General features: G+C 75.3%; 22 protein-coding genes and 2 pseudogenes. 8 read left to right on the top strand and 16 right to left on the bottom strand.

The genetic code is table 11. The features are described from left to right. Positions 1–23: 23 nt before the first annotated feature. Complete coding sequence (locus WHI96_RS18025) at positions 24–170, bottom strand: hypothetical protein (RefSeq protein WP_345644201.1); 147 nt, start codon at positions 168–170, stop codon at positions 24–26. Positions 171–199: 29 nt separating this feature from the next. On the opposite strand from WHI96_RS18025, the gene WHI96_RS18020 reads away from it, so the two are divergent. After that, positions 200–853, top strand: coding sequence for an RraA family protein (locus WHI96_RS18020; RefSeq protein WP_345644203.1), 654 nt, complete (start codon positions 200–202; stop codon positions 851–853). A 9-nt stretch (positions 854–862) separates the two neighbouring features. Here WHI96_RS18020 and WHI96_RS18015 read toward each other — a convergent pair whose 3' ends face one another. The 4 genes from WHI96_RS18015 to WHI96_RS18000 all read right to left on the bottom strand — a co-directional run bounded on the left by WHI96_RS18015 (position 863) and on the right by WHI96_RS18000 (position 3,188). Then, positions 863–1,015, bottom strand: a complete 153-nt coding sequence (locus WHI96_RS18015) for a hypothetical protein (protein ID WP_345644205.1) — start codon at positions 1,013–1,015, stop codon at positions 863–865. A gap of 57 nt (positions 1,016–1,072) precedes the next feature. After that, on the bottom strand, positions 1,073–1,813 hold the full coding sequence (locus WHI96_RS18010) for an HAD-IIA family hydrolase (RefSeq protein ID WP_345644590.1): 741 nt from the start codon (positions 1,811–1,813) through the stop codon (positions 1,073–1,075). A 62-nt stretch (positions 1,814–1,875) separates the two neighbouring features. After that, positions 1,876–2,691 carry an Fpg/Nei family DNA glycosylase gene (locus tag WHI96_RS18005; protein WP_345644207.1) on the bottom strand — a complete coding sequence of 272 codons (816 nt, stop codon included), beginning with the start codon at positions 2,689–2,691 and terminating at the stop codon, positions 1,876–1,878. A 26-nt stretch (positions 2,692–2,717) separates the two neighbouring features. Beyond that, positions 2,718–3,188: a ribose-5-phosphate isomerase gene (locus WHI96_RS18000; RefSeq protein ID WP_345644210.1), complete on the bottom strand. Its 471-nt coding sequence runs from the start codon at positions 3,186–3,188 to the stop codon at positions 2,718–2,720. A gap of 18 nt (positions 3,189–3,206) precedes the next feature. Between WHI96_RS18000 and WHI96_RS17995 the strand changes: the two genes are divergently transcribed. Continuing rightward, positions 3,207–3,881: a DUF429 domain-containing protein gene (locus tag WHI96_RS17995; protein ID WP_345644212.1), complete on the top strand. Its 675-nt coding sequence runs from the start codon at positions 3,207–3,209 to the stop codon at positions 3,879–3,881. A gap of 16 nt (positions 3,882–3,897) precedes the next feature. Further along, positions 3,898–4,785: an MBL fold metallo-hydrolase gene (locus WHI96_RS17990; protein ID WP_345644214.1), complete on the top strand. Its 888-nt coding sequence runs from the start codon at positions 3,898–3,900 to the stop codon at positions 4,783–4,785. Between the two features lie 313 nt (positions 4,786–5,098). Here WHI96_RS17990 and WHI96_RS17985 read toward each other — a convergent pair whose 3' ends face one another. After that, entirely contained in the window at positions 5,099–6,706 is a 1,608-nt protein-coding gene (locus tag WHI96_RS17985; protein WP_345644216.1) for an MFS transporter, read from the bottom strand. Positions 6,707–6,756: 50 nt separating this feature from the next. Here WHI96_RS17985 and WHI96_RS17980 point away from each other — a divergent pair. Further along, positions 6,757–7,662: pseudogene (locus tag WHI96_RS17980) on the top strand (carboxylate-amine ligase); the annotation flags it as partial. Continuing rightward, positions 7,631–9,457 carry a circularly permuted type 2 ATP-grasp protein gene (locus WHI96_RS17975; protein ID WP_345644218.1) on the top strand — a complete coding sequence of 609 codons (1,827 nt, stop codon included), beginning with the start codon at positions 7,631–7,633 and terminating at the stop codon, positions 9,455–9,457. The pseudogene WHI96_RS17980 and the gene WHI96_RS17975, both read left to right, overlap by 32 nt. Positions 9,458–9,464: 7 nt before the next feature. Here WHI96_RS17975 and WHI96_RS17970 read toward each other — a convergent pair whose 3' ends face one another. Further along, a complete protein-coding gene (locus tag WHI96_RS17970) occupies positions 9,465–10,634 on the bottom strand; it encodes an ROK family protein (protein WP_345644220.1) in 1,170 nt (389 codons plus the stop codon). 4 nt (positions 10,635–10,638) lie between these two features. Next, positions 10,639–11,809: pseudogene (xylA, locus tag WHI96_RS17965) on the bottom strand (xylose isomerase). Between the two features lie 255 nt (positions 11,810–12,064). On the opposite strand from xylA, the gene WHI96_RS17960 reads away from it, so the two are divergent. Both WHI96_RS17960 and WHI96_RS17955 read left to right on the top strand, forming a co-directional pair. Further along, positions 12,065–13,924: a S9 family peptidase gene (locus tag WHI96_RS17960; RefSeq protein ID WP_345644222.1), complete on the top strand. Its 1,860-nt coding sequence runs from the start codon at positions 12,065–12,067 to the stop codon at positions 13,922–13,924. Beyond that, positions 13,917–14,846, top strand: a complete 930-nt coding sequence (locus tag WHI96_RS17955; RefSeq protein ID WP_345644224.1) for an alpha/beta hydrolase — start codon at positions 13,917–13,919, stop codon at positions 14,844–14,846. The genes WHI96_RS17960 and WHI96_RS17955 overlap by 8 nt, the downstream gene beginning before the upstream one ends. Before the next feature lie 14 nt (positions 14,847–14,860). Here the strand turns inward: WHI96_RS17955 and WHI96_RS17950 are convergent, their stop codons facing one another. The 3 genes from WHI96_RS17950 to WHI96_RS17940 all read right to left on the bottom strand — a co-directional run bounded on the left by WHI96_RS17950 (position 14,861) and on the right by WHI96_RS17940 (position 18,649). Beyond that, entirely contained in the window at positions 14,861–16,417 is a 1,557-nt protein-coding gene (locus tag WHI96_RS17950) for a serine/threonine-protein kinase (RefSeq protein ID WP_345644226.1), read from the bottom strand. A gap of 139 nt (positions 16,418–16,556) precedes the next feature. Beyond that, positions 16,557–17,864 carry a transglycosylase family protein gene (locus WHI96_RS17945; protein ID WP_345644229.1) on the bottom strand — a complete coding sequence of 436 codons (1,308 nt, stop codon included), beginning with the start codon at positions 17,862–17,864 and terminating at the stop codon, positions 16,557–16,559. Positions 17,865–18,022: 158 nt separating this feature from the next. Further along, positions 18,023–18,649 (bottom strand): mycothiol-dependent nitroreductase Rv2466c family protein, encoded by a 627-nt coding sequence (locus WHI96_RS17940; protein WP_345644231.1) that lies wholly within the window; start codon positions 18,647–18,649, stop codon positions 18,023–18,025. 103 nt (positions 18,650–18,752) lie between these two features. Between WHI96_RS17940 and pepN the strand changes: the two genes are divergently transcribed. After that, positions 18,753–21,359, top strand: coding sequence for an aminopeptidase N (pepN, locus tag WHI96_RS17935; protein ID WP_345644593.1), 2,607 nt, complete (start codon positions 18,753–18,755; stop codon positions 21,357–21,359). A 63-nt stretch (positions 21,360–21,422) separates the two neighbouring features. Here pepN and WHI96_RS17930 read toward each other — a convergent pair whose 3' ends face one another. The 5 genes from WHI96_RS17930 to ctaJ all read right to left on the bottom strand — a co-directional run bounded on the left by WHI96_RS17930 (position 21,423) and on the right by ctaJ (position 25,138). After that, a complete protein-coding gene (locus WHI96_RS17930) occupies positions 21,423–21,797 on the bottom strand; it encodes a hypothetical protein (RefSeq protein ID WP_345644234.1) in 375 nt (124 codons plus the stop codon). Between the two features lie 118 nt (positions 21,798–21,915). Continuing rightward, complete coding sequence (locus WHI96_RS17925) at positions 21,916–23,493, bottom strand: sensor histidine kinase (RefSeq protein ID WP_349302413.1); 1,578 nt, start codon at positions 23,491–23,493, stop codon at positions 21,916–21,918. Between the two features lie 100 nt (positions 23,494–23,593). Then, complete coding sequence (locus WHI96_RS17920) at positions 23,594–24,265, bottom strand: response regulator transcription factor (RefSeq protein ID WP_345644240.1); 672 nt, start codon at positions 24,263–24,265, stop codon at positions 23,594–23,596. Positions 24,266–24,417: 152 nt separating this feature from the next. After that, positions 24,418–24,897 (bottom strand): DUF5130 family protein, encoded by a 480-nt coding sequence (locus WHI96_RS17915; protein WP_345644242.1) that lies wholly within the window; start codon positions 24,895–24,897, stop codon positions 24,418–24,420. Beyond that, positions 24,884–25,138, bottom strand: a complete 255-nt coding sequence (gene ctaJ, locus WHI96_RS17910) for an aa3-type cytochrome oxidase subunit CtaJ (RefSeq protein ID WP_345644244.1) — start codon at positions 25,136–25,138, stop codon at positions 24,884–24,886. The genes WHI96_RS17915 and ctaJ overlap by 14 nt, the downstream gene beginning before the upstream one ends. Between the last annotated feature and the right edge of the window lie 5 nt (positions 25,139–25,143).

The following is a 25,143-nucleotide window of genomic DNA, read 5'->3' as shown; positions in this document are numbered from 1 at the left end:
GCGACACCCGCACGGGAAGACTGTCAGACCGACCCGATACCCCGCACGACCGCCCCACCCACACCGGCCGCCTCCGGCAGCGCCGCCGGTACCGGGGCCACCGCACCGGCCTTCCACGCCGGCGCCGGCGGCACCTCCGGCGGGTCGGTCAGCGGCACCAGCACGCGCAAACGGCGGACGGTGCGACAGGATGACGTCCATGACCGACCTCCTGGACCGTCTGCGCGAGCTGCAGGTGTCCTCCATCTGCGACGCCGACACGTCGCTGCCCGTGGTGGACCCCGCGATCCGGGCCCTGGTCCCGGACGTCTCGATGGCCGGGCCCGCGGTGACGGTGTCCTGTGTGGACGACCACCTGCCGATGTTCGCGGCGCTGTCCGCGGCCCGGCCCGGCTCGGTGCTCGTGGTCGCCGGGGCCGGTGGTCACCGCGCCGTGTCCGGTGAGCTGTTCGCGACCGAGGCGAAGCGGCGCGGGCTGGCCGGGATCGTCGTCGACGGGCTGGTCCGCGACGTCCGCGGGCTGCGCGGGATCGGGCTGCCGGTGTTCGCCCGCGGGACCTGCCCGGCCTCGGGCAGCACCAGCGACCCGGGGACCGTCGACGAGATGGTGTCGTTCGGCGGGCTCGTCGTGAGCCCGGGCGACCTGGTGTGCGGCGACGACGACGGCCTGCTGATCGCCGCACCGGACCGGCTCGCCGAGGTCGTCGACACCGCCGAGGGCATCGAGGCCGCCGAGCGCGCGTTGGTCTCGGCCATGCGCAACGGCCACGACCTGCACTCGCTGACCACGGTCGTCGAGCACGTCGCGGCGCTGCGCCGGGGCGAGCCCAGCGCGCTGGGGTTCAAGGTCTGAGCGGGCCGCTCAGGCCGCGACCGCGTCCCAGCTGAACTCCTCGGTCATCGAGCCGGTGCAGTCCGGACACGGGACGGCGACGCCCGCCGTCTCGTCACCGGGGAGCTCGGCCTCCGCGCCGCAGCCGGCGCACCGCTGCCAGGACACCAGTTCTCCGTACATGTGTTCGAGGGTGAACCACAACCGTGTAGTTCGCAACCCGGCCGGTCCGGGGCGGGATCAGACGTCGTCGACCAGGTCCGCGACCGAGGAGACGACCCGGTTGGGGCGGAACGGGAACCGGTCGATCTCGTGCTCCCTGGTGATGCCGGAGAGCACCAGCACGGTGCGCATCCCGGCCTCGAGACCGGCGAGGATGTCGGTGTCCATCCGGTCGCCGATCATCACCGTGGACTCCGAGTGCGCGCCGAGCCGGTTGAGCGCGGCCCGCATCATCAGCGGGTTCGGCTTGCCGACGAAGTACGGGTCGACCCCGGTCGCCTTGGAGATCATCGCGGCGACGGAGCCGGTGGCGGGCAGGATCCCCTCCGGCGACGGGCCGGTCGCGTCGGGGTTGGTGGCGACGAACCGGGCCCCCTGCTCGACCAGGCGCATCGCCGTCGCGATCGAGGAGAAGCTGTAGGTCCGGGTCTCGCCGAGCACGACGTAGTCGGGGTTGCGGTCGGTGATGACGTAGCCGATGTCGTGCAGCGCGGTGGTCAGCCCGGCCTCGCCGATCACGTAGGCGCTGCCCTGCGGGCGCTGCTCGCCGAGGAACGCGGCGGTGGCCATCGCGGAGGTCCAGATCGACTCCTCCGGCACGTCGAGGCCGCTGGCCTGCAGCCGGTACCGCAGGTCGCGGGGGGTGTGGATGCTGTTGTTGGTCAGGACCAGGAACGGGACGCCGTTGTCGCGCAGCCGCGACAGCAGAGTGTCCGCACCCGGGACGATGCTGCCCTCGCGGACGAGGACGCCGTCCATGTCGGTCATCCAGCACTCGATCGGCTTCTGCTCCACCACGGCCGCCACCCTAGGCCGCCTCGCTAGGTGGCTGCCGGTTGGCAGCGCGGGCACCAGAACAGGTTGCGGTTCTGGTGCTCGGCGTGCCGTACGGGCGTCCCGCAGACGAGGCAGTCCATCCCGGTGCGGCGGTAGACGTAGACCTCGCCGCCGTGCCGGTCCTTGCGCCCTGCCTGCCCGCGCCGGCGCGGGTCGTGCTCGGGGCGCACGGTGTCGATGCGGCCGGTTCGCACGCCGTCGCGCATGAGCACGACCAGGTCGGCCCACATCGCGTCCCACGTCTCCCGGTCCAGCGACCGGCCCGGGAGCTGCGGGTCCAGACCGTGCCGGAACAGCACCTCGGCGCGGTAGACGTTCCCGACACCGGCGAGCACCTTCTGGTCCATCAGCAGCGTCGCGAGCGGGCTGCGCGAGGCCGAGAGCCGGGCCCAGACCGCGTCCGGGTCGGCGTCGGGCCGGAGCGGGTCCGCACCCAGCCGGGCCCGCAGGGCGCGGGCCTCGGCCGAGGTGAGGAGCTCGCAGGCGGTCGGACCGCGCAGGTCGGCGTAGTGGGTCTGCCCGACCAGCCGCATCCGCAGCTGCCCGACCGGTTCCGGTGCGGGCAGCGGCGCCTCGACGAACGTGCCGTACAGCCCGAGGTGGACGTGCACGACGCGGTCGCGGCCGTAGCGGTGGAACAGGTGCTTGCCGTGGGCCTCGGCCCCGGTCATCACCTCGCCGTCGAGCAGCGCCGCGGAGGCGGCGAAACGGCCCTGCGGGCTGGACACGCCGACCGGCCGGCGCACGAACAGCCTGCGGTGCAGCCGCGCCAGCCGGTGCAGCGTGTGTCCCTCGGGCATCTCGGCTCCGGGTCAGGACTCGGGGGTCAGGACGCGGGGAGCTCGATCTCGCCGGTCCGCTCGTAGTCGAGGACCTGGTCGATGCGCCGCTGGTGGCGCGCGTCGCCGGAGAACGGGGTGGCCAGGAAGGCGTCGACGATCGCGACGACGTCGGCGAAGCTGTGCTGCCGCGCGCCGACGCCGATGACCTGGGCGTCGTTGTGCTCGCGGGCGAGCTTCGCGGTGGCCTCGTTCCACGCCAGCGCGGCGCGGATGCCCTGCACCTTGTTGGCGGCGATCTGCTCGCCGTTGCCGGATCCGCCCAGCACGATGCCGAGGGACTCCGGGTCCTCGACCACGCGCCGCGCGGTCTCGATGCACCAGGCGGGGTAGTCGTCGAGGGCGTCGTAGGTCGGGGCCCCGACGTCGATCGCCTCGATCCCCTGCTCGGTCAGGTACTCGACGAGCTTGCCCTTGACCTCGAAACCGGCGTGGTCACTGCCCAGGTAGACGCGCACGGGGCACGATCCTCCCCCATGCGGATCAGCGGCGTGGACGGGGTCCCGGGTGGCTGGGTGGTGTGCGTGCTCTTCGGCACCGGACGGGCACGCGAGGTGACGTGGACGGTGGTCCCCGACGCGGCGTCGGTGCTCGCCGCGACGGCCGGGTGCGACGCCGTCGGGGTCGACATCCCGTTGTCGGTCCCGGCCGGTGCGCAGCGGCGCGAGGCCGAGCTCCTCGCGTCGGCGCGGCTGGGCCGGTCGCGGTCGTCGCTGTTCCCGACCCCGCCCGCCCCGGTGCTCGACGCGGGCTCCTACGACGAGGCCTGCGCCGCCGCCCAGGCCGTCACCGGGAAGAAGATCAGCCTGCAGACCTGGCACATCGTCGGAAGGATCCGCGAGTTCCAGCAGGTACGGCTGCCGTCGTCGGTGGTCGAGGCGCACCCGGAGCTGACGTTCCGGACGATGGCGCCGTCGTGCGCGTTCGCGTCGAAGAAGACCGCGCGCGGGGCGGGCCAGCGGGTCGCGGCGCTCTCGGAGTGGGTCCCCTCCGCCGCGGCGCTCGGTGACCTGCCCACCGCCGCCCGGCTCGACGACGTCCTCGACGCACTCGCCTGCGCCTGGACCGCGGAGCGCGTGGCCCGCGGGACCGCGGAGCTGCTCGGTCCGGGCACCGACGCCCTGGGCCGGTCCACCGCGATCGCGGTCTGAGCGCGAGGATCACCGGGTGGACGGGCAGCGGTCGCACCAGCAGCTGGCGGACGGGCAGCGCTCGGACGGGCAGCGCTCGGACGGGCGCTGGCTCGAGCTCGCCGACGGGGTGCTCGCCCGCCGCCACGACGAGCTCGACCTGACCACCGGCCTCGTGCTCGGCACGTCCGCGGCCCTGGTGATCGACACCCGCGGCGACACCGCCCAGGGCGCCGAACTCGCCGCAGCGGTGCGCGCGGTGACCGCCCTACCGGTCGTCGTGGCCCTCACCCACGCCCACTTCGACCACTGCTTCGGCACCGCCGCGTTCCCCGGCGCCCCGGTGTACGCCCAGGCCGGCTGCGCGGGCGCACTCCTGGCGACGGCCGCCGCCCAGCGCGCCCACTGGACCCGGCACTACCGTGACGCCGGGGACACCGGCAGCTCCGGGGACACCGGCAGCCGTGGGGCCGCCGCGACGGCCGATGCGCTCGCCGCCACCGTGCCCGTCCTCCCCGACCGCCCGGTCTGCCCCCGCCCGGGCTCGGTGCACCCGCTCGACCTGGGCGGACGCGTCGTGCAGCTCGTGCACCCCGGCCCCGCGCACACCGGACACGACCTGGCGGTCCACGTCCCGGACGCGGGCGTGCTCTTCGCCGGGGACCTGCTGGAGAACGGGGCACCGCCGTCGTTCGGACCGGACTCCTACCGCCGGGACTGGGCGGCCGCCGTGGGTCTGCTGCTCGACGTCGGCGCCGCGCCCCCCGCCACCGGGACACGGGTGTTCGTCCCGGGGCACGGCGATCCCCTGTCGCCCGACGAGGCGGCGGCACAGCACGCGGACCTGCTGCGGATCGCTCGGGCCGGCCGAGCCTCCGGCTGCGTGGATCCAGGGGTTCCCTCTGCGAATTCGCTTACCCGGTAAGCGATTTCCACGCCCCGAGGGCCCGTCGACCGCCGCATGCCGACCGCGGAACCGCGGAGCCGCGAGCCGCGAGCCGCGAGCCGCGAGCCGCGAGCCGCGAGCGATGGTGCAGATCGTCATGCGCCGGCGTCGCCGGTGCCGCCCGGCGAGTACCCTCTTTCTGCTGATTCGCTTACCCGGTAAGCGAATCAGCAGATTCCCTGCCCGCGGCCGCGGTGGGTCCGTCGGCGGTGGTCAGCTGCACCGGTCGGCCGCACTGCTCCATCGTCGGTGGCCGGCGGCGGAACCGTTCACGCGATGAGCTGCTCCGAGGTCATCCGCCCGGTCGGCCCCGCCGCCGGGGAACCGCGCCGGCGCCGGACCCCGGTGGGACCGCCGTCGGCAGAGCGGCGTTCGGCGGGGCCGCCGTCGGCAGATCGGCGTTCGACGGGGCCACGGTCCGTGGGGCGGGGTTCGGCGGGGCCGCGGTCCGTGGGGCGGCGTTCGGCGGGGCCGCGGTCCGTGGGGCGGAGGCCGGGGACCGGTCGGACAGCACCCGCGCGAGGCGGTCGGCGAACCCGGAGGGGTCCGGTCCCGCCGCCCGGCGCAGGCGGTACAGCTCCACGGTCGGCGGCCCGTCCACGACGCGGGGCAGTGGCGCCGTCGGGCGGTCGTCCATCGCGATCCGCGGGAGCTCGACGGTCGGCGCGTCCGCCGGTGCGGCCGAGAGCGACGGGGCCGAGAGGGACGGGGCCGAGGGGGACGGGGAGGGGAGCGCGGCGGGCAGGTATCGGCCCAGTGCGAGCACCGCGGGCAGCCCCAGCGCCGGTCCGACGGCGAGCACCACGAGCGCCGTCTGCCATCCGACCGCGGCCGCGACCACCGGGACCGTCGCGATTCCGGCGACGGTGAGCAGGAAACCCAGTGCGGTCTGCACGGTCAGGGCGGTGCCGGTGTAGCGGGGGTCGGCGACCTCGATCGTCGCCGTCGTCAGGACCGCGGAGTCGGCGACGGCGGCCGCGCCCCACAGCACGCAGAACGCGCTCACCAGCAGGGGCGCTGCGCCGAGCACGAACGGGGACACCGCACAACAGACGCCGCTGACCAGCAGCGACGTCGCGATCACCGGGACGCGGCCGTAGCGGTCCGCGGCGCGGCCGCCCAGCACGCAGCCGGCGGCGCCGCCCAGCCCGGCCGCGACGAACACCAGCAGGTGCTCCGACGGGCCGGGGTCCCCGCCGGCGAGCGCGGCACCCAGCCAGGTCCACAGCGCGTACAGCTCCCACATGTGCCCGAGGTAGCCGAGCACGACCAGCCGCGGGCCGGGCTCGCGGAGCAGCCGGAGCGCGTAGCCGGTGTCCGGGGGCGGGGCCGGGGCGAGCGCCGGGCCGGGGCGCAGGCACCAGCGGGCCAGGGCGGCGGCCGCGAAACCGCACAGCGCGGCGCCGGCGAGCACCCCGCGCCACGGCAGCCAGGGAAGCCCGCCGATCAGGTGCGGCAGCGCCGACCCGACGGTCAGCGCCCCGACCAGCACCCCGAGGTCGCGGGCCCGGCGCGACCGGTCCGACCACGAGGTCATGATCTTCATGCCGACCGGGTACACGAGCGCGAGGCACACCCCGGTCAGCGTCCGCAGCACCAGCGCGGCCACCGGACCGTCGACGACGGCGGCGAGCAGCAGCGTGCAGGACGCGGCCGCGGCCGCACCGCCCGCGAGCAGCCGCTGCGGCGGGACCCGGTCGGCGAGGGTCAGCACCGCCGAGACGACCGCGCCGGCGGCGAAACCGAGCTGCACCGACGTCGTCAGCCACACCCCGGCCGTCGCGGACAGGTCCCACTCGGCGCGCAGCTCGGGCAGCACCGCGGACGCGGAGAACCACACGGCGAGCCCGAGCACCTGGACGAGAGCGACCAGGGCCCGCGCGCGGCGGCCGGCGGTCATGAGCGGCTCCGTGGGGTCGGCGGATCCGGACACGGTAGCGAGAACACCAGATGGGAACTGGTCCGGACAGACGTCCGGGTACCGCCGTACGGACCAGTGGACGGAGTGGCGTCGGGCGCGATCGCCGCGGGACACACGGACGTAACAGCGGGCACCTAGCGTCACCGGCCGTGGGGAACGTGCCGCTGGTGGGGGTCGAGGAGGAGTTCCACGTGGTCGGCCTGGCCGACCGCCGGGCCGCGCCCGACGCGGAACGGTTGCTGGAGCACCTGGACGGCGCCGAGTTCTTCCCCGAGCTGCAACGGTCGCTGGTCGAGACCAACTCGCCCGCGACGCCGTCGCTGGACGAGCTGCGCACCCACGTGCGACGCCTGCGTACCCGGCTGCGCGAGGCGGCCGAACCGCTGGGGCTGGGTGTCGTCGCGGCCGGGACGGTGCCACTGGTCGACCTGTCCGGTGACGACATCTCCGCCGGCGCCCGCTACGAGCGGATGCAGCACGAGTACCAGATGCTGGTGCGCGAGCAGCACATCTGCGGGGTGCAGGTGCACGTCGACGTCCCCGACCGCGACACCGCCGTGCAGGTCTCGCGCCGGGTCTCCCCCGCGCTGCCGACCCTGCTCGCGATCACCGCCAGCTCGCCGTACTGGCGCGGCCACGACACCGGCTACGCCAGCTACCGCAGCATGATCTGGCAGCGCTGGCCCACCGCCGGACCGCCCGGCGACGTCACCACCGCCGCCGAGTACGACACGATGATCGACGAGCTCATCGCGTCCGGGACGATCAGCGACGCCGGGATGCTCTACTTCGACGTCCGCCCCAGCGCGCACCTGCCGACGGTCGAGCTGCGGCTGTGCGACGCCTGCCCCGACGTCGACGACGTCGTGCTGGTCGCGGGGCTGTTCCGCGCCCTGGTCGCCCGTGCCCGACACCGAGGCGGGCAGGCCGCTGCCCCGCGCCCGGCACGAACTGCTGCGTGCCGCCGGGTGGCGGGCCGCGCGGTCCGGGCTGGAGGGCGACCTCGTCGAGATCGGCCGGGCCCCCGGCGGTCCCCCGACGCTGAGCTCCCCGTCGGTGCAGCTGCGCGCGCTGGTCGAGGAGCTGCGGCCGTGGCTGGAGGAGGTCGGCGACCACGAGCAGGTCACCGAGCTGGCCGAGGGCGTCCTGGCCCGGGGGTCGGGCGCGGCGGCGCAGCGGCGGGCGTTCGGGCGTCGCGGGTCGCTGGCCGACGTCGTCGACGACCTGCTGGCCCGCACGTACGGCGAGCGGCCGCCGTCGGCACCCGCGGAGACCGTGCCGTCCGCGCCGGAGCTGCTGCACGGCTACGTCCCGCCCCGCTACGACGAGGCCGTCGACGCGACCGGTGCCGTCCGGCCCGGCTACGGCTGGCTGTTCCGGTCGCTGGAGCGGCTCGGCCCGCGCGGGCTGGCCGCGGCGGAGAACGCCCTGCGCACCGAGCAGCGCGCCCGCGGGGTCACCTTCCCGGTGCCCGGTGTCGAGCCCGGCGACGACGGCGAGCGGCTGTTCCCGCTGGACCTGGTGCCGCGGATCATCGAGGCGCAGGACTGGACGCACCTGGCATCCGGGCTGGAGCAGCGGATCCGGGCCCTGGAGTGTTTCGTCCGCGACGTCTACGGCCGCCGCGAGATCGTGCGCGACCGGGTCGTCCCGGCGTCGGTGGTCGAGCAGGCGCCCGGCCGCACCCGGTCCGGCGCGCTGGTGCCGCCGGACGCGGTGCGGATCGCCGTCGGCGGCATCGACCTGGTCCGCGACGACGCCGACGGCTGGGTCGTGCTGGAGGACAACCTCCGGGTCCCGTCGGGCATCGGGTTCTCGATGATGAGCCGGCGGCTGATCCGCAGCGTGCTGCCCGACCTGGAGTCACCGTCGGAGGTGCGCCACCTCGACGACGTGCCGGACCGGCTGCGCACGGCGCTCGCGGCGGGCGACCCCGACGGGCCCGACGGGGAGGCCGCGCTGCTGACCGCGGGCGAGGTGGACCCGGCGTTCTTCGAGCACCGGCTGCTCGCCGAGGCGATGGACGTCCCGCTGGTGACCCCGGCCCGGCTGCAGGTCACCGACGGCGCGCTGTTCCTCGTCGGCGGCGGGCGGCGGCGCCGGATCACCACCCTCTACCGCCGGATGGACGAGAACGAGCTCGCGACCGCCCGCGGCGCCGACCACCGGCCGCTCGGCCGCGCGCTGTGGGCGGCGATGGCCCGCGGGCGGGTCGCGCTGCGCAACGCGCCCGGCAACGGCGTCGCCGACGACAAGCTCGTCTACGCCTACGTGCCGGAGATGATCCGCTACTACCTCGGCGAGAAACCGGTGCTGGCCTCGGTGCCGACACTGCCCTGCGTCGACCCGGCCGCCCGCGAACAGGTCCTGGACCGGCTCGACCGGCTGGTGCTCAAGCCCGTCGACGGCTACGGCGGCGCCGGGATCGTGATCGGCCCGCACGCCGGTCGCGCCGAGCTGGACCGGGTGGCCGCGGCGATCCGGGACACCCCGGCCGGCTGGGTCGCCCAGGACCTCGTCGGGATCTCCACCCACCCCACCTTCACCGACGGCGCCCTGCAGCCCCAGGCCGTCGACCTGCGGGTCTTCGCGGTGCAGTCCACCGGCGCCGGCGGGGTGCCCGAGGTCGACGTGCTGCCCGCGGCGCTGTCGCGGGTCGCCCCGCCCGGCGGGATGATCGTGAACTCCTCGCGCGGCGGCGGGGCGAAGGACACCTGGGTGCTGGCCTGAGGCGGGCTCAGCCGGCGAGCAGCAGGTCCGGCTCGCCCAGCACCCGGTCGGCGACGGCGCGGGCGGTCCCGGTGACGGTGGCCGCCCGGCCGTGCGGGGACACGAGCACGGCGACGTCCGGCTCGGTCGCGACCCCGCGGCGCACCAGCTCCGCGTGCACCGCGGGGACCAGCCAGGTGCCCAGCCCGGCGTAGCAGCCACCGAGGACGACGGTGCCGACGTCGACGACGTGGAGCACCGACGTCAGCGCCGTCCCGAGCGCGGCGCCGGCCCGGGCCAGCGCCCCCGTCGCGGCCGGGTCCCCCGCGCGGACGGCGGACCGCAGCGCCGCGACGTCGGCGCAGCCCGCGTCGCCGAGCAGGGCGGGCAGGCCCGCGTAGACCTCGACGCAGCCGGTGCCGCCGCAGCCGCAGCGTCGCCCGTCGCGCTCGATCACGACGTGCCCGATCTCCCCGGCGACGCCGCGGGCACCGGGCAGCACCCGCCCGCCGACGACGATCCCGCCGCCGATCCCCACGTCGGCGGAGACGTAGACGAAGTCGTCGGCCTGCCCCAGGTGCGCGAGCGCCCCGAGCGAGGCCTCGTTGCCGACAAGCAGCGGCATCCCGCCGAGCGCACCGGCGTGCTCGGCGGGGCGGCAGCCGTCGAGCCGGGGCAGGTTCGGGGCACGCAGCAGCACCGCCGCACCGTCCGCGCCGTGCACCGGTCCGGGGACGGCGATCCCCGCCCCGGCGACCGGTCGACCGGTACGCGCGGCCAGGTTCGCCGCGGTCCGCGCGGCCCGCCCGAACACCGCGTCCGGGTCGAGACCGCGGTGGTCGCGGCGCCGGCGCGACCGGTGCACCACCTGCCCGTCCAACCCGGTGACCAGCGCGTCGACGCCGTCGACCTCGACCGACACGGCCAGCACCACGGGCCCGGTGCCGGCGAACGCCAGCGGCGTCCCGGGCCGACCGACCCCGCTGCGGTCCGGCTCCCCCTCCGCGAGCACACCCGCGGCGACCAGCGGGTCCAGCAGCCCCGCGACGGTGCCGCGGGTCAGCCCGGTCGCCGCGGCGAGCGACGCCCGCGACGACGGCGCCGCCCGCAGCGCCCCCAGGAGCAGGCCGAGGTTGTGCCGGCGCACCGCCGGTGGACGCGCGGGCGGGGCCTGCGGGCGTGGAGATCGTTCGGGCACGGGGTCAGCGTGCCCCGGCGAGGTGCTCACACGCGAGCTGGTGCAGCCGGACGAAGCCGTACCCGCGACGCCCGAGCGCGTCCGGGTCGACGGCGTCCAGCGCCGGGTCCGCGAGCAGGTCCGCCGCGGTCTCCCCGGCGTCCAGGGTCGGCTCGGACAGCGCGGGCACCCCGGCCTCCTCCAGCGCGGCGACGACCTCGGGGTCGGCCCGGAACGCCGCCGCCCGCTCGCGCAGCAGCAGGTAGGTCCGCATGTTCGCCTCGGCGGAGTCCCACACGCCGCGGACGTCCTCGGTGCGCGAGGGCTTGTAGTCGAAGTGGCGAGGGCCATCGTAGCCCGCGGTCTCGAGCAGGTCGACCAGGGCGAAGGCGTTCAGCAGGTCGCCGTGGCCGAACACGAGGTCCTGGTCGTACTTGACGCCGCGCTGGCCGTTCAGGTCGATGTGGAACAGCTTGCCCGCCCACAGCGCCTGGGCGACGCCGTGCGCCATGTTGAGCCCGGCCATCTGCTCGTGCCCGACCTCGGGGTTGACGCCCACGAGCTCGGGGTGGGCGAGCCGTTCGACGAAGGCCAGCGCGTGCCCGACGGTGGGCAGCAGGATGTCGCCGCGGGGCTCGTTCGGCTTGGGCTCGATCGCGAACCGGATGTCGTGGCCCTGCTCCAGGACGTGCCCGCAGAGCAGGTCCATCGCCTCGCGGTAGCGGTCCAGAGCGGCGCGGACGTCCTTGGCCGAGTCGTACTCCGAGCCCTCCCGCCCACCCCAGAGGACGAAGGTACGGGCGCCGAGCTCGGCGGCCAGCTCGACGTTGTGCAGCACCTTGCGCAGCGCGAGCCGCCGCACGGTCCGGTCGTTGGAGGTGAACCCGCCGTCCTTGAACACCGGGTGCGAGAACAGGTTCGTGGTGATCATCGGGACGGTCATGCCGGTGGCCGCGCACGCCTCGCGCAGCCGGGCGATCTGCCGGTCGCGGTGCGCGCGCCCGGGGGGCGAAACCGAACAGGTCGTCGTCGTGGAAGGTCAGGCCCCACGCGCCGCGCTCGGCGAGCCGCTCGACCGCCTCGACGACGTCGAGCGCCGGGCGGGTCGGGGCGCCGAACGGGTCGGCGGCGGTCCAGCCGACGGTCCACAGTCCGAAGGAGAACCTGTCGGCGGGGGTCGGGGCGGGGACGGCCATCGTCTGCTCCTGGAGGTGTGGGGGCGGCTCCGGCGAGCATGCTCCCGGCGGCGTCCCCGGTCCAGGGTTTGTTCGTGTTCCGTACGAACGAACACCTCGTTCGCCGTCGCGCTTGTCACCACCCCGAAACGCAGTGGGTCTTGCGGGCGGGGCCCGGCGCACGTGAGGTGGGACCCGGTGCGGACCCACCGGGTAGTTTCGGCGTCCGGTCGCGCAGAACCGCAGGACACGACAGCAGAACGGGGGATGTGATCGGTGGAGGCCGGGCAGACCGTGCAGATCACCCAGACCGCCCCCGACCGTGCCGTCGCCGGGGCCGAGCCCGGGCACCACTCGCCCGCGGTGTCCCCCGACGGCACCCGTATCGCCTGGATCTCCGACCGCACCGGGCGCCCGCGGGTGCACGTCGCCCCGCTGCCGGCGGACGGACCGGTCGACCCGGACGGGGCGCGGGTGCTGGAGGCCCCCGGCCCGCACCCCGACGTGACCGCGCTGTCCTGGTCCCCCGACGGCAGCCGGATCGCGGTGCAGGTCGCCCCGTGCGGCGGCGACCGCACCCGGGTCGCGCTGCTCGATCCCGACGGCGGGCCCGCCGTCGGGATCGCGACCCACGCCACCGCCGTCGTGCTGGGCGCGTGGGCGCCGAGCGGACGGTCGCTGGGCGTCACCGTGCTGTCCGACGCGACCCCGCGCGGCGCCGAGCCGGGCGACGGCACCGCCTGCCTGGTCGACGTGCGCGACGGCTCCTCCACCGTGCTCGGGTCCGGGCAGTCCGCCGTCGTCCAGGCGGTGTCGGCCGACGGACGACGGGTCGTGCTGCGCACCGGCCGTCGCGGGGAACGCGCCCTGGAGCTGGTCGACCTGCACCGCGGCACCCGGGACCGGGTGATCGGCGGGCCCGGCGGAGCGCTGACCGCCGCCGCCCGGTTCGGCAGCGCCCCCGGCACGCTCTGGGTGCACACCGACGCCGACCGCGAGCACACCGCGCTGCTCGCCGTCGCGCTCGGCCCCGCGGGCGAGCACCGCCTGTCCCCCGCCCGCCCGGTCGCCGTCCGGCCCGGCGCGGACCTGGAGGTCGTGGCGCTGGACCCGGGCGGTCCGCGGGCCGCGCTGGTGTGGAACGTCGGCGGGCGCAGCCAGGTCGAGATCGCCGACCTGCGCGGCGGCAGGCCGGAGCGGCTGCCCGCGCCGTGCGACGTCGTCACCGGGGTGGCCTTCGCCCGCGACGGCGTGTCGCTGCTGGTCGCGGGGCACTCGCCGGGGGTGGCGCCCTACGTGGTGCGGATGCCCCTCGACGCGCGCCCGGCCACACCGCTGCTCGGCGGCACCCCGGTGACACCGCGGCCCCCGCGCCCGGAGGCGGTCGGTTTCCCGGCCGAGGACGGGCTGCGCCTGACCGGATGGCTGCACCGGCCGTCGTCGCCGACGGGGGTGGGGTTCGTGTGGCTGCACGGCGGGCCCGAGTCCGAGGAACGGCCCGGCTGGGCGCCGCTGCTGCACGGCCTGGTCGCCGCCGGGGTCACCGTGCTCACGCCGAACGTGCGGGGGTCCTCCGGGCGCGGGCGGGCCTTCGCCCGGCTCGACGACGGCCCGCTGCGGCCGGGCTCGATCGCCGACGTGCGGGCCGCGACCCGGCTGCTGGCCGGGGTGCCCGACGTCGACCCGCGCCGGATCGTCGTCGGCGGCCGGTCCTACGGCGGGTTCCTCACCCTGGCCGCGCTGACCCGGTTCCCGGAGCTGTTCGCGGCCGGCGTCGACGTGTGCGGCATGTCCGACATGACCGCCTTCTACGCCGACTCCGAGCCGTGGATCAGCGGGCCCGCGACCACCGAGTACGGGCACCCGCGCCGGGACCGCGCGCTGCTGGAGGAGCTGTCCCCGGTGCGCGCGGCGGACCGCATCGCCGCACCGCTGCTGGTCGTGCACGGCGAGCACGACACGAACGTCCCGCTGGCGCAGGCACTCGCGATCCACGCGGCGCTCGCCGGGCGCGGTGCGCCGGTGGAGCTGCTGCGCATCCCCGACGAGGGCCACGAGGTGCACGACCGGCACACCCGGGCCGCGGCGAACGCCCGGATCGTGGAGTTCGTGACCGCGACGGCGACCCGTGGCTGACCGGGCGCCCCGGCCCGGGTGGGCGGTCGCGGTGCGGGCGCTGGTCGGGATCGTGGCCGTGGTCGTCGTGGTGGGGATCGTCGTCGTCGCGGGCCCGGTGCTGCTCGCGGGGCACCCGGCCTACCCGGTGCTGCTCGCCGTCGTCGCCCTGGTGGGGCTGGTCCTGGTGGTGCGGTCGGGGCGCCCGGCGCGGCCCGGACGGCTGCGGACGACCGGGCGGGCCGCCGGTGCGGTGCTGCTGGTCGCGCTGGTCGCCGCCGTGCTGTGGCTGCGCCCCTACGCGGCCGACGCGACCGCGCTCGCCGCGACCACGCCGTCGGACCGGGTCGCGGTGGTGCACACCGCGACGACGTGGGAGCTGCGCCCGACCGCGCCGTCCGGCCCCGGCCTGGTGTTCGTCCCCGGGGCGCTGGTCGACCCGCGGGCCTACCTGGCGCTGCTGCGCCCGCTGGCCGAGCAGGGGGTGCGCGTGATCGTGACCGCGCCGCCGCTGGGCGTCGCGCTGACCGACCCGGGGGCCGTCGGGCGGGCGGTCGGCTCGGCGCCCGAGGTCCGCACCTGGGCGGTCGGCGGACACTCCCTCGGCGGCGTGGCGGCCGCGCGGGCACTCGACGTGCCCGGGGTGCGTGGGCTGGTGCTGTGGGCGTCCTACCCGGCCGCCGACGTGTCGGGGGCGCCGGTCGCGGCCCTGTCGGTGTCCGGCTCCCGCGACGCGCTGGCCACACCGGACGCGATCGCGGACTCCTGGGCGCAGCTGCCCGCGGGGGCCCGCTTCGTCGTCGTCGACGGCGGGCTGCACGCCTACTTCGGCGACTACGGCCCGCAGACCGGCGACGGCGAGCCGGGGGTGGACCGGGCGACCGCACAGCGGCAGATCGTCGCCGCGACCGCGGGGTTCGTGACGTCGCTGCGCCCCGGCTGACCGGTCGGGGCGGGTCAGGCCGTGCTGAACGACTGCATGATCTCCTGACCCTCGCTGTCGGTGCCGACGACGAACCGGTAGTTCTCCCGGGTCGTCGTGCCGTCGTTGCGCATGAACACGACGGTCGCGGTGACCGTGTTCGGGCCCGCGTTGCGCAGGTTCTCGGCGTAGACGTTGCGGACGCCGCTGTAGAACGTCCGGAAACCCCGGATGCCCTGGCTCTGGGCCTGCGCCTGCGGGCTGAGCATCGCGAACGCGCCGTCGATGTCGCCGGGCAGCATCCGGTAGTAGTTCTGCACGAACGACACCGGGTCCTGGACCTCACCGGTCGCGGTGGTCGGCGTCGGCGTCGGGGTGGTCGTCGGGGCGGGTGTGGTCGTCGGGGCCGCGCTCGACGACGGCGACCCGCTGGTCGGCGGGGCGGCGATCACCGGCGGGGCGTCCTGCTGCCGGCTGGTCGAGTAGACGCCGAACGCGACACCGCCGCCGACGACGAGCAGCACGGCCACCGCGCCCAGCACGACCGGGGTGCGACGACCCCGCCCGTCCCGGGAGCGGGTGGCACCGCCCCGTCGGCCGCCACGGCCGCCGGGGCCGGGGATGACCTGCGGTGCGGGCACGGCCGGCGCGTCGACGACGGTCCCGCCGCCCTGCGCCTCGAGCCCGTCGGGCGCGTCCGCGCCGTCGCCGGCGTCCATCACCGCGGCAGCCGTCGACGGCGTCGCGAGACCGGCGACGGACTGGCCCGCGGCGATCCGGGCGAGCGCCTCGCGGGCCTGGGCCGAGCTGGGCCGCTCGGTGGGGTCGTTGGCCAGCAGGCGCATCAGCAGCGCGGTCAGCGGGCCCGCCTCCTGCGGCGGGGTGATCGCGCCGGTGGCGACCTTGTGCAGCAGGGCGTAGGCGTTGTCGTCGAGGCCGAACGGCGGCTCGCCCTCGACCGAGGCGTAGAGCATCGCGCCCAGCGCGAAGACGTCCGAGGCGGCCGTCGGCTCCTGGCCGCGGGCGACCTCCGGGGCCAGGAAGGCCGGGGTGCCGGCGATGACGCCGGTCCGGGTGAGCTGCACGTCGTCGACGGCGCGGGACACGCCGAAGTCGGTGATCTTGGCCCGGCCGTCCTCGGCGATCAGGACGTTGCCCGGCTTGATGTCACGGTGCACGACGCCCGCGGTGTGCGCGGCGGCCAGCCCGTCGGCGACCTGACGGCCGATCGCGGCGGCCTCCCGCGGCGGGATCGGACCCTTCTCGGCGAGCACCGCGGCCAGCGAGCGCGACGGCAGGTACTCCATGACCAGCCACGGACGGTCGTCGTGGACGACGACGTCGAACATGCTGATCACGTGTGCGTGCTGCAGGCGGGCGCCGATCCGGCCCTCGCGCAGGATCCGCTGGCGGGACTCCTCCAGCTGCTCGTCGGACGGCAGGGCCGCCGCGAGCAGCTCCTTGACGGCCACCGTGCGGTTCAGCAGCTCGTCCGTCCCCCGCCACACGGCACCCATCGCACCGGCACCGATCCGCTCGTCGAGCCGGTAGCGGTTCCCGATCCGGTGGGCGTCGGGGATGGGCGAACTCATGAGGTCCAAGGGTAGGGAATCGAGGCCGGGCCGCCGTCGGCAGGGCAGGTGCTGCGGACGACCGGGAGAGGGACCACGGACCCTACGCGACCACCGGTCGCGCAGCCAGCGACCGTACGCCACACCACAGGACGATCGATCACCTCGGAAGGCCCAACTTGTTGGCACATGCCGGCCACGATCCGTAACCGCCGCGGGCGTCGCGGACCTTGGTCGCGATCTCGATCTGCTGCTCCTTGCTGGCGCCGTCGGCGGTGGGGGCGTACGTCGTGCCGCCGAAGTCGCTCCAGGTGCCCTTGTCGAACTGGAGACCACCGTGGTAGCCGTTCCCGGTCGAGATGGACCAGTCGCCGGAGGACTCGCACTGCGCCAGCTCGTCCCAGGTGCCGTCGGCCGCCTTCGCCGACGACGACGGCGCCGGCTCCTTCTTCTTCTCCGGCGTCGGGGCGGGGGCCGCGGGGGCCGGGGCGTCGGCGTCTCCCCCGCCGTTCCCGTTCCCGCGGTCCTCGTCCGCCTCGTCCCCGCGGTTCTCGTCTCCCTCGTCGCCCGTGTCGCCCGTGTCGCCCGTGTCGCCCTTGTCGCCGCGGTCCTCGTCGCCGCCGGGCCCGTCGCCGCCGGAGCCGCCGCCGGAGCCGCCGCTGCCGCCCTCGGCGGAGTCGTCGCCATCGGACGATCCACCGTCCCCACCGGAACCGCCGAAGTCGCGGTCCTCCGGCTCGGATCCCGAGGCCGGGCCGTCGCCGGCGCTGCCGCCGGAACGGTGGCCGGAACCGCCGGAACCCGCCGGTGAGCCGCCGCCGCCGTCACCACTGCCGCCGTCGCCACCGGTGCCGCCGTCGCCACCGGTCGGACCGGCACCGTCCGAGCCGTCGCCCCCCGAGCCGTCGCCGTCCGGACCGGAACCGTCCGCCCCGGGGCCCCGGTCGGAGCCCGCCCTCGCCACCGCGGACCGCACCCGCTCCCCCACCTCCCGTGCGACGGCGTCGGCGTCGGGCGCGCCGTACCCGGCGGCGACGTCGTCGACCACCAGAACCCAGTCGCGGTTCCCGCCCGCGCCCTGCGGGGCCGGGAACCGGGCGATCCCCGAGCTCGCGAGCCGGGCCAGCTCCAGCGTCGTCCCGGTCGCGGGCTGCACCCACCACGGGCGCGCGGTGTCGCCGGAGAGCAGGTCGAGGTCGAGGACCACGTCGCTGCCCGCCGGGGTGTGGCCGAGCACGTAGGAGCCGTCCTCGGCCCCGGCGATGTCGACCCGGCTGTCCACCGCGGCGGCCCGCACGGTGAACGCGCCGTCGGAGTACGGGCTCAGCGACGTCCGGGGCACCGCGTCGGCGAGCGCGCCCCGGTCCAGCACGGCGCCGACCGCGAGCTGTCCGCCCGCGAGCGTCCCGGCGACCAGCGCCACCGCTCCGAGCACCGACGTCGTCCGCCGCGAGAACCAGGTGTCCACGGCCGGGCACTGTGCGCCCCCGCGGCGCCCGCCACGGCCGAACGGGCGATCCCGTTCGCGATCGCGAGCGGCGCCGCCGGCTGATCGTCACGAGTGAGGGGGCCGGTGCCACATCCGGCACCGGCCCCCTCGATCGCGGCGATCACGCCGTCACCGGCTCAGTAGTCGAACGACGGGTCCTCGGTGCGGGTGCGCTTGAGCTCGAAGAAGTGCGGGTTCTCGGCGAGCAGCCGGGCGCCGTCGAACAGGCGGCCGGCGTCCTCGCCCTTCGGGACCCGGGAGATGACCGGCCCGAAGAACGCCACGCCGTCGACGTGGATGGTCGGGGTGCCCACGTCGAGGCCCACCGGGTCCATGCCCTCGTGGTGGCTGGCGCGCAGCTTCTCGTCGTACTCGGTGGAGTGCGCGGCCTCCGCCAGCGACGCCGGCAGGTCGAGCTCCTTCAGCGCGCCCGCGACGACGTCGTCGAGGTCCTTGTTGCCCTGGTCGTGGATGCGCTCGCCGAGCGCGGTGTAGAGCGGCGCGAGGACCTCCGGGCCCTTCAGCTCGGCGGCGGCGATGCACACGCGCACCGGGCCCCAGCCCTTCGACATGAGCTCGACGTACTGCTCGGGCAGCTCACGGCCCTCGTTCAGCACGGACAGGCTCATGACGTGCCAGGTGACGTCGACGTCGCGGACCTTCTCCACCTCCAGCACCCAGCGGGAGGTCAGCCACGCCCAGGGGCACAGCGGGTCGAACCAGATGTCGATGCGGGCACGGCCGTCGGCAGCAGGAGTCGTCATACCCGGCGCAACACCGGGCACCGGCCGCGGATTCCACGGGCCGCGCCCCGGGCACCGTGATTGGATGCCGACGACACCACTCCCCGAGAGGACCCCGAACGACGTGACCCCGCCCAACCTCACCCGTACCCAGGCCGAGGAGCGCGCGGCGCTGCTCGACGTCTCCACCTACGACGTCACGATCGACCTGACCGACGGCGCCGGAGCCCCCTCCGAGCGGACGTTCGCGGTGACGACCACGGTGCGCTTCACCGCCGCCGAGCCCGGCGGGAGCACGTGGATCGAGTGGGTGGGCGACGGCATCACCTCGGCGACGCTGAACGGCACCGAGCTCGACGCCGGCTCGTGGACCGAGGAGGACGGCCTGGCGCTGCCCGGTCTCGCCGCGGACAACGAGCTGACGATCGTCGCGACCGGTCTCTACACCAACACCGGTGAGGGCCTGCACCGCTTCGTCGACCCCGTCGACCAGGCCGTCTACCTGTACTCGCAGTTCGAGACGGCCGACTGCAAGCGGCTGTTCCCCTGCTTCGACCAGCCCGACCTCAAGGCCCGCTACACGCTCACCGTGACCGCGCCGGAGGACTGGAAGGTCATCTCCAACGCGCCGGCGACGGTCGAGGGCGGGGTGCACCGCTTCGAGCGGACCGAGATCCTCTCGACCTACCTGGTCGCGCTCATCGCCGGGCCGTACGCGAGCTGGCACGACACCTACCGCGACGACCACGCCGAGATCCCGCTGGGCATCTACTGCCGCGCCTCGCTGGCGCCGCACATGGACCACGAGCGGATCTTCACCGAGACCCGGCAGGGCTTCGACTTCTACCACCGCAACTTCCGCGTGACCTACCCGTTCGGCAAGTACGACCAGCTGTTCGTCCCGGAGTTCAACGCGGGCGCGATGGAGAACGCCGGCGCGATCACGTTCCTGGAGGACTACGTCTTCCGGTCCCGGGTCACCCGCACGCTCTACGAGCGGCGCGCCGAGACGATCCTGCACGAGATGGCGCACATGTGGTTCGGCGACCTCGTGACCATGCGCTGGTGGGACGACCTGTGGCTCAACGAGTCGTTCGCCACCTGGGCGTCCGTGCTGTGCCAGGCCGAGGCGACCGAGTACACCGGCGCCTGGACGACGTTCGCGAACCTCGAGAAGTCCTGGGCCTACCGGCAGGACCAGCTGCCCTCGACGCACCCGATCGCCGCGGACATCCCGGACCTGCAGGCCGTCGAGGTCAACTTCGACGGCATCACCTACGCCAAGGGCGCGTCGGTGCTCAAGCAGCTCGTCGCCTACGTCGGCCTGGAGCCCTTCCTGGCCGGTCTGCGCGACTACTTCGCCGCCCACGCCTGGGGCAACGCCACGTTCGACGACCTGCTGGGCGCGCTGGAGAAGGCGTCCGGCCGGGACCTGTCGGACTGGGGCGCGCAGTGGCTGCGCACCACCGGCCTGAACCTGCTGCGCCCGTCGTTCCAGGTCGACGAGGCCGGCAAGTTCACCTCGTTCGACGTCGTGCAGGGCGGCGCCCGGCCGGGTGCCGGTGAGCTGCGCACGCACCGGATCGCCGTCGGCGTCTACGACGACGACCCGGAGACCGGCACGCTCGTCCGCACCCACCGCGTCGAGCTCGACATCTCCGGCGAGCGCACGGCCGTCCCGGAGCTGGTCGGGCTGCCCCGCGGCAAGCTCGTCCTGGTCAACGACGACGACCTCACCTACTGCGCGCTGCGCCTGGACCCGGGCTCGCTCGCGACCCTGGTCGACCGGATCGGCGACATCGCCGAGTCGCTGCCGCGCACGCTGTGCTGGTCCTCGGCGTGGGAGATGACCCGTGAGGCCGAGCTGAAGGCCCGTGACTTCGTCACCCTGGTCGCCGGCGGGTTCGACACCGAGTCCGAGATCGGCGTCGTGCAGCGGTTGCTGCTGCAGGCCCAGACCGCGACGGCGTCGTACTGCACCCCGGAGTGGGCGCAGGGCCGCGGCTGGCCGCTGCTGACCGACGCCCTGCGGTTCCGCCTGGACACCGCCCCGCCCGGGTCGGACGTCCAGCTGGCGGTGGTCAACGCGCTGACCGCCTCGGTGCTGCCGGAGAACACCCTGGACCGGATGAAGGGCTGGCTGCTCGACGTCGACGTCCCGAACGGACTGACCGTCGACGCCGACCTGCGCTGGCGGCTGCTGCACGCACTCGTCGCGCACGGCAAGGCCGGCGAGACCGAGATCGCCGAGGAGGCCGAGCGCGACGCCACCTCCACCGGGGCGCGGCAGGCCGAGCGGGCCCGTGCGCTGATCCCGACCGCGGAGGCCAAGGAGCGGGCGTGGCAGCGCGCCGTGCACGACGACTCCCTGCCGAACGCGATCAACGAGTCGGCGATCTCCGGGTTCTCCCACCCCGCACTGTCGACGGTGAGCCCCGGGCTGCTCGACGGCTACGTCCAGCGCTACTTCGACGAGATCGACGGCGTGTGGGCGCGCCGGACCTCGGAGCTGGCGCAGAACGTCGTCGTCGGGCTGTTCCCGTCCTGGGCGGTCGCGGAGCCGACCGTCGCGGCGGCGGACGCCTGGCTCGCCGACGAGTCCAAGCCGGCGTCGCTGCGCCGGCTCGTGTCCGAGGGGCGCGCCGGGATCGTGCGCGCGCTGGCCGCCCGTGAGTTCGACGGTCAGGCCACTCCGGACCCGGAGAAGACCACCGCGGTCCAGCAGCCCTGACCCACGTACGACGGCGCCCCGGGAGCCTGTGCTCCCGGGGCGCCGTCGTACGTCAGGAGGTGCTCAGCGGCGGCGCAGCCAGCGCCGCAGGCGGTTCGCCGGTGCGGGCTCGTCGGCGGAGCGGAAGCCCGCGCAGACACGCGGCCCGCAGCTGCCGCAGTCGGTGCCCGGGCGGTAGTGGTCGTGCAGGTCCTCCGGGTGGCCGCAGGTGCACAGTCCCACCTGCGGGACGACGGGCGTGGGCGGACCGGCCGGGGTCCGCGGCTCGGACGGTGTGCGCGGCCGGGGCAGCGCCGGGACGGGCTCCAGGCCCGTCGGCGGTGTCAGGACCGCGGCCGTGGGGGTGGCGGGGGTCCTGCGGTCGGTGCCGTCGTTCTCGTGCGCCATGGTGACCTCCTTCGTGCCGGCGAACGGCAGCGCGGACGACCATCGCGTCATCGCACCGTGCCGTTGCGGCACCCAGTATGAGATCGCGTGGGGCGCGTGGGAATGGCCGGCGGCGACGAAAAGACCCTCCGTGGACGGAACGGCAGGTCGTGGACAGACCGCCACCCGATCAGCGGGCCACCGGAAGTGTGAGCACGGCCAGACAGCCGCGCGGTCCGTCCACCGTCCGGAGCACCAGGCTCCCGCCGTCCTCCCGGGCGAGCTCGGCGCTGATGTGCAGCCCGAGCCCCGAGCCGCCGGCGGACTCGTCGTGGCGCCCGCGGACGATCTCGAGCACCTCCTGGCCGTCGGGCAGGCCGGGTCCGTGGTCGCGGACCTCGACGGCGACGAGACCGGGCTCGTCGGCGAGCCGGGCCCGCACCACGACCGGGGACCGCGGCGCGTGCCGGTCGCAGTTGGCGAGCAGGTTGGTGACGACCTGACGGGTCAGGGACTCCGGCGCCGCGACCGGGGGCAGGTCCTCCGCGGTGTGCAGGGTGATGCCGTTCCCGTCGCGCAGGTCGACCAGGGTGCGCAGGGCGTCCCCGATGTGGTGCCGGTCCGGCGCGGGGGCGAAGGCGTCGCCGTAGTCGAACAGGGCGGAGTCGTCGGTCCGGGGCGGGGCCGGCGCGCCCCCGCGGGGGCCGGGGCCGTCGTCCCCGCCGGAACCGGCCGGTACCGCGCCGAGAGCGGTGAGCGGGTTCTGCACCAGCTCGCGCAACCTGCCCAGCTCGGCGAGGACCGCGTCGTGCAGCCGGGCGTTCTCGTCGTCCCGGCGGCCGAGCGCGAGGACGTGCGCAGCGCCCGCCAGGCCGGCCAGGCCGTTGCGCAGCTCGTGGTCACGCTCCGCGGCCTGGTCGGCGGCCCGGTCGAGGGAGTCGGTGGCCGAGTACAGGTTCTCCCGCATCCGGTCGTAGTCGGTCTGCATCTTCGTGACCGCACGCAGGGCGATCGACAGCGCGGCGGACAGCACCACCGCCATGCCCACGACGCGCAGCGACGGGTAGATGAGGCCGCTGGTCGGCTCGACGGTCGGCACGATCGCGCGGTACAGCTGCGACACCGCGACGACGAGCAGCCCGAGCCCGAGGCGGGCCCGGACCCGGCTGAGCGCCCGGTAGCCGTCGAGCAGGAACAGGACCGCGACCAGCGCCCACCCGGTCTGCACGATGATCGTGTAGACCGGGGACGCCGCCAGCAGGCGGGTGAACGTGCTCTCGGGCCGCGTCGCCACGACCGCGCCGACGAGCAGGGCCAGGGCGGCGAGCGCCCACCCGCCCCACGCGCCGAGCGAGCCCGGCGGGCGCAGCGCGGCGACGAGGATGCACAGGCTGATGAGGAGCATCGACAGCACCGCCAGCCGCGGGGTGCCCCCCGGGTACTGCGGCAGCACCAGCGCCGCCAGCGGCAGGAGCACCACGCCGTAGAGCAACAGGGCGGCCCCGAACCACGACGGCCGCGGGTCGCCCGACAGCCGCCCGGTCACCAGCGCCACGATCGCCGCCGCCGAACCGACGGCCGCCGCGACGAGGGTGAGCACGGCCGTCGCGGCGGAGACGTCGACCGGGCCCTGGACCACCGCGGGGCGGCTCACCGCGACCACGAGGACGGCGAGCACCACGACGACCAGCACGTCGGTCAGGTGGCCCGCCAGGAACCGGGCGCGTCGCTCCGGTCCCAGGACGCCACCGAGGAAGCCGGACGCCACGACCCCTCCGCTCCGCACATGTCGCCGGACTGATGAGAAAGCGATGATAGGACCCATCATTCTCGGTGACGTTCGGTGCCCGTGATGTGCGCCGAACGGGTCAGATCCCGGCGGCCTTGCGGTAGAGCGCGACGGCCTCCAGCTGCGAGCCGACCTCCAGCTTGGTCAGCACGGCGCGGATCTGGGTGCGGACCGTCGCCAGCGAGACGACGAAGTGGTCGGCGACCGCCTGGGCGCGCTTGCCACCCGCCAGCAGGGCGAGGACCTCGCGCTCGCGCTGGGTCAGCCGGCCCAGCTTCTCGTGCAGGTCGCGGCGCTCGTGCTCCCGGTCGCGGTGCAGCCGGATGAACTGCTCGCGCCGGCCGGGCGGCATGATCGAGCGCCCGGCGCGCGCCTCCCGGATCGCGCTGAGCAGCGCCGGGAACGGCGCGTTCTTCGGCACGAACACGAACCCGCCGGCGTCGAGCGCGGCCCCGACGCGGCCGGCGTCGGAGCTGCCGGACAACACCACGACCCGCCAGCCCGCCTCGCAGAGGGGGCCGACGAGCCGGACCCCGTCGATGCGGTTGCCCTCCGGGTCACGCCCCAGGTCGAGGTCGAGCACGATCAGCCCGGGCGTGACGCGCCGGGCGTGCTCCAGCACCGCGGCGGCGGAGCGGACCGGCTGGAAGGTCGCGTCCTCACCCTCGGCGCGCAGGTTCAGTGCGAGGGCGGACCCGACCAGCTCGTGGTCGTCGACGATCAGGATCGGGCTGCCGGTCGGGCCGGTCACCGCTCGGTCCTCCCGGGGCGCGACATGAAGGACACCTTAGAGCCGTTGGGCCGATCGTGGCGCGCCGCGATCGGCCAACACGCTGAGCAGGGGACTGTCCACGGACGTACGGGGTGTCCGCGGCCGGTGTCCACCGGCCGTGCGCCCGCAGGTCAGGGGCGGCTTCCGGCCTGGTCTGCCAGCATCCTCAGTCCGGACAGGATCCCGCCGAAGAGATCCCCCTCCTTGAAGGACGCGACCATGCTCATGAGAGCGAGCTTGGCGCCGCGGTCGGGCAGGCGGACCTTCGCCTCGGCGCCGGTCACGATCTCCAGCAGCCGCTGCTCGGGGCTGACCGCGACGAGCACGGCGTCGTCGTGGTCGTCGACGCGCCCGTGCAGGTCGACCGCGGTCGCCCGCGCGTCGGCACCCAGGTCGCCCAGGTACAGCGCGAACCGCAGGCCGGTCTCGCGGCTGGCCAGGTACAGGGCCTCGTCCAGGCGGGTCAGCTGCACCGGGGTGAACGGGTGCGCGGCCGCGGACGGCTCGACGAAGTTCTCGGCCACCGACAGGCGACCGGAGTTCGTGACGACCGACCCCTCGGGCAGGTCCTCCTCGTTGCCGGTGAAGACGGCGAGGTCACCACTTGCCACCGGTACCTCCTCGGGTGTCGCCGCCCTCGGACGGGGCGGTGTCGCCGTGTCCGGCGTGCGCGGCGTGGTGCCCCGCGGCGGACGGCTCGGCGATCCAGAACAGCGGCTCGTACGGCCAGGGGTCACCCGCGTTGTGGCGGGGGCGGTTGCGCCGGTTCCGCACCGCGATCCAGCCCCAGATCGCGAAGTACAGGACAGCCGGTGCGACCACGAAGACCAGCAGGGTTTCGACGACGGTCACGGGGC

Source organism: Pseudonocardia tropica, assembly GCF_040105315.1.
GTDB classification, from domain to species: domain Bacteria; phylum Actinomycetota; class Actinomycetes; order Mycobacteriales; family Pseudonocardiaceae; genus Pseudonocardia; species Pseudonocardia alni.
The sequence above is the reverse complement of the archived record's forward strand: the minus strand, read 5'-3'. Positions and strand labels throughout refer to the sequence as shown.

Excerpts from the sequence above, each read along its gene's own strand:
- WHI96_RS18015 (WP_345644205.1), bottom strand. The coding sequence starts at position 1,015 with ATGTACGGAGAACTGGTGTCCTGGCAGCGGTGCGCCGGCTGCGGCGCG.
- WHI96_RS17985 (WP_345644216.1), bottom strand. The coding sequence starts at position 6,706 with ATGACCGCCGGCCGCCGCGCGCGGGCCCTGGTCGCTCTCGTCCAGGTG.
- WHI96_RS17940 (WP_345644231.1), bottom strand. The coding sequence starts at position 18,649 with ATGACGACTCCTGCTGCCGACGGCCGTGCCCGCATCGACATCTGGTTC.
- WHI96_RS17930 (WP_345644234.1), bottom strand. The coding sequence starts at position 21,797 with ATGACGCGATGGTCGTCCGCGCTGCCGTTCGCCGGCACGAAGGAGGTC.
- WHI96_RS18020 (WP_345644203.1), top strand. The coding sequence starts at position 200 with ATGACCGACCTCCTGGACCGTCTGCGCGAGCTGCAGGTGTCCTCCATC.
- WHI96_RS18005 (WP_345644207.1), bottom strand. The coding sequence starts at position 2,691 with ATGCCCGAGGGACACACGCTGCACCGGCTGGCGCGGCTGCACCGCAGG.
- WHI96_RS17995 (WP_345644212.1), top strand. The coding sequence starts at position 3,207 with ATGCGGATCAGCGGCGTGGACGGGGTCCCGGGTGGCTGGGTGGTGTGC.
- WHI96_RS18010 (WP_345644590.1), bottom strand. The coding sequence starts at position 1,813 with ATGGACGGCGTCCTCGTCCGCGAGGGCAGCATCGTCCCGGGTGCGGAC.
- WHI96_RS17950 (WP_345644226.1), bottom strand. The coding sequence starts at position 16,417 with ATGAGTTCGCCCATCCCCGACGCCCACCGGATCGGGAACCGCTACCGG.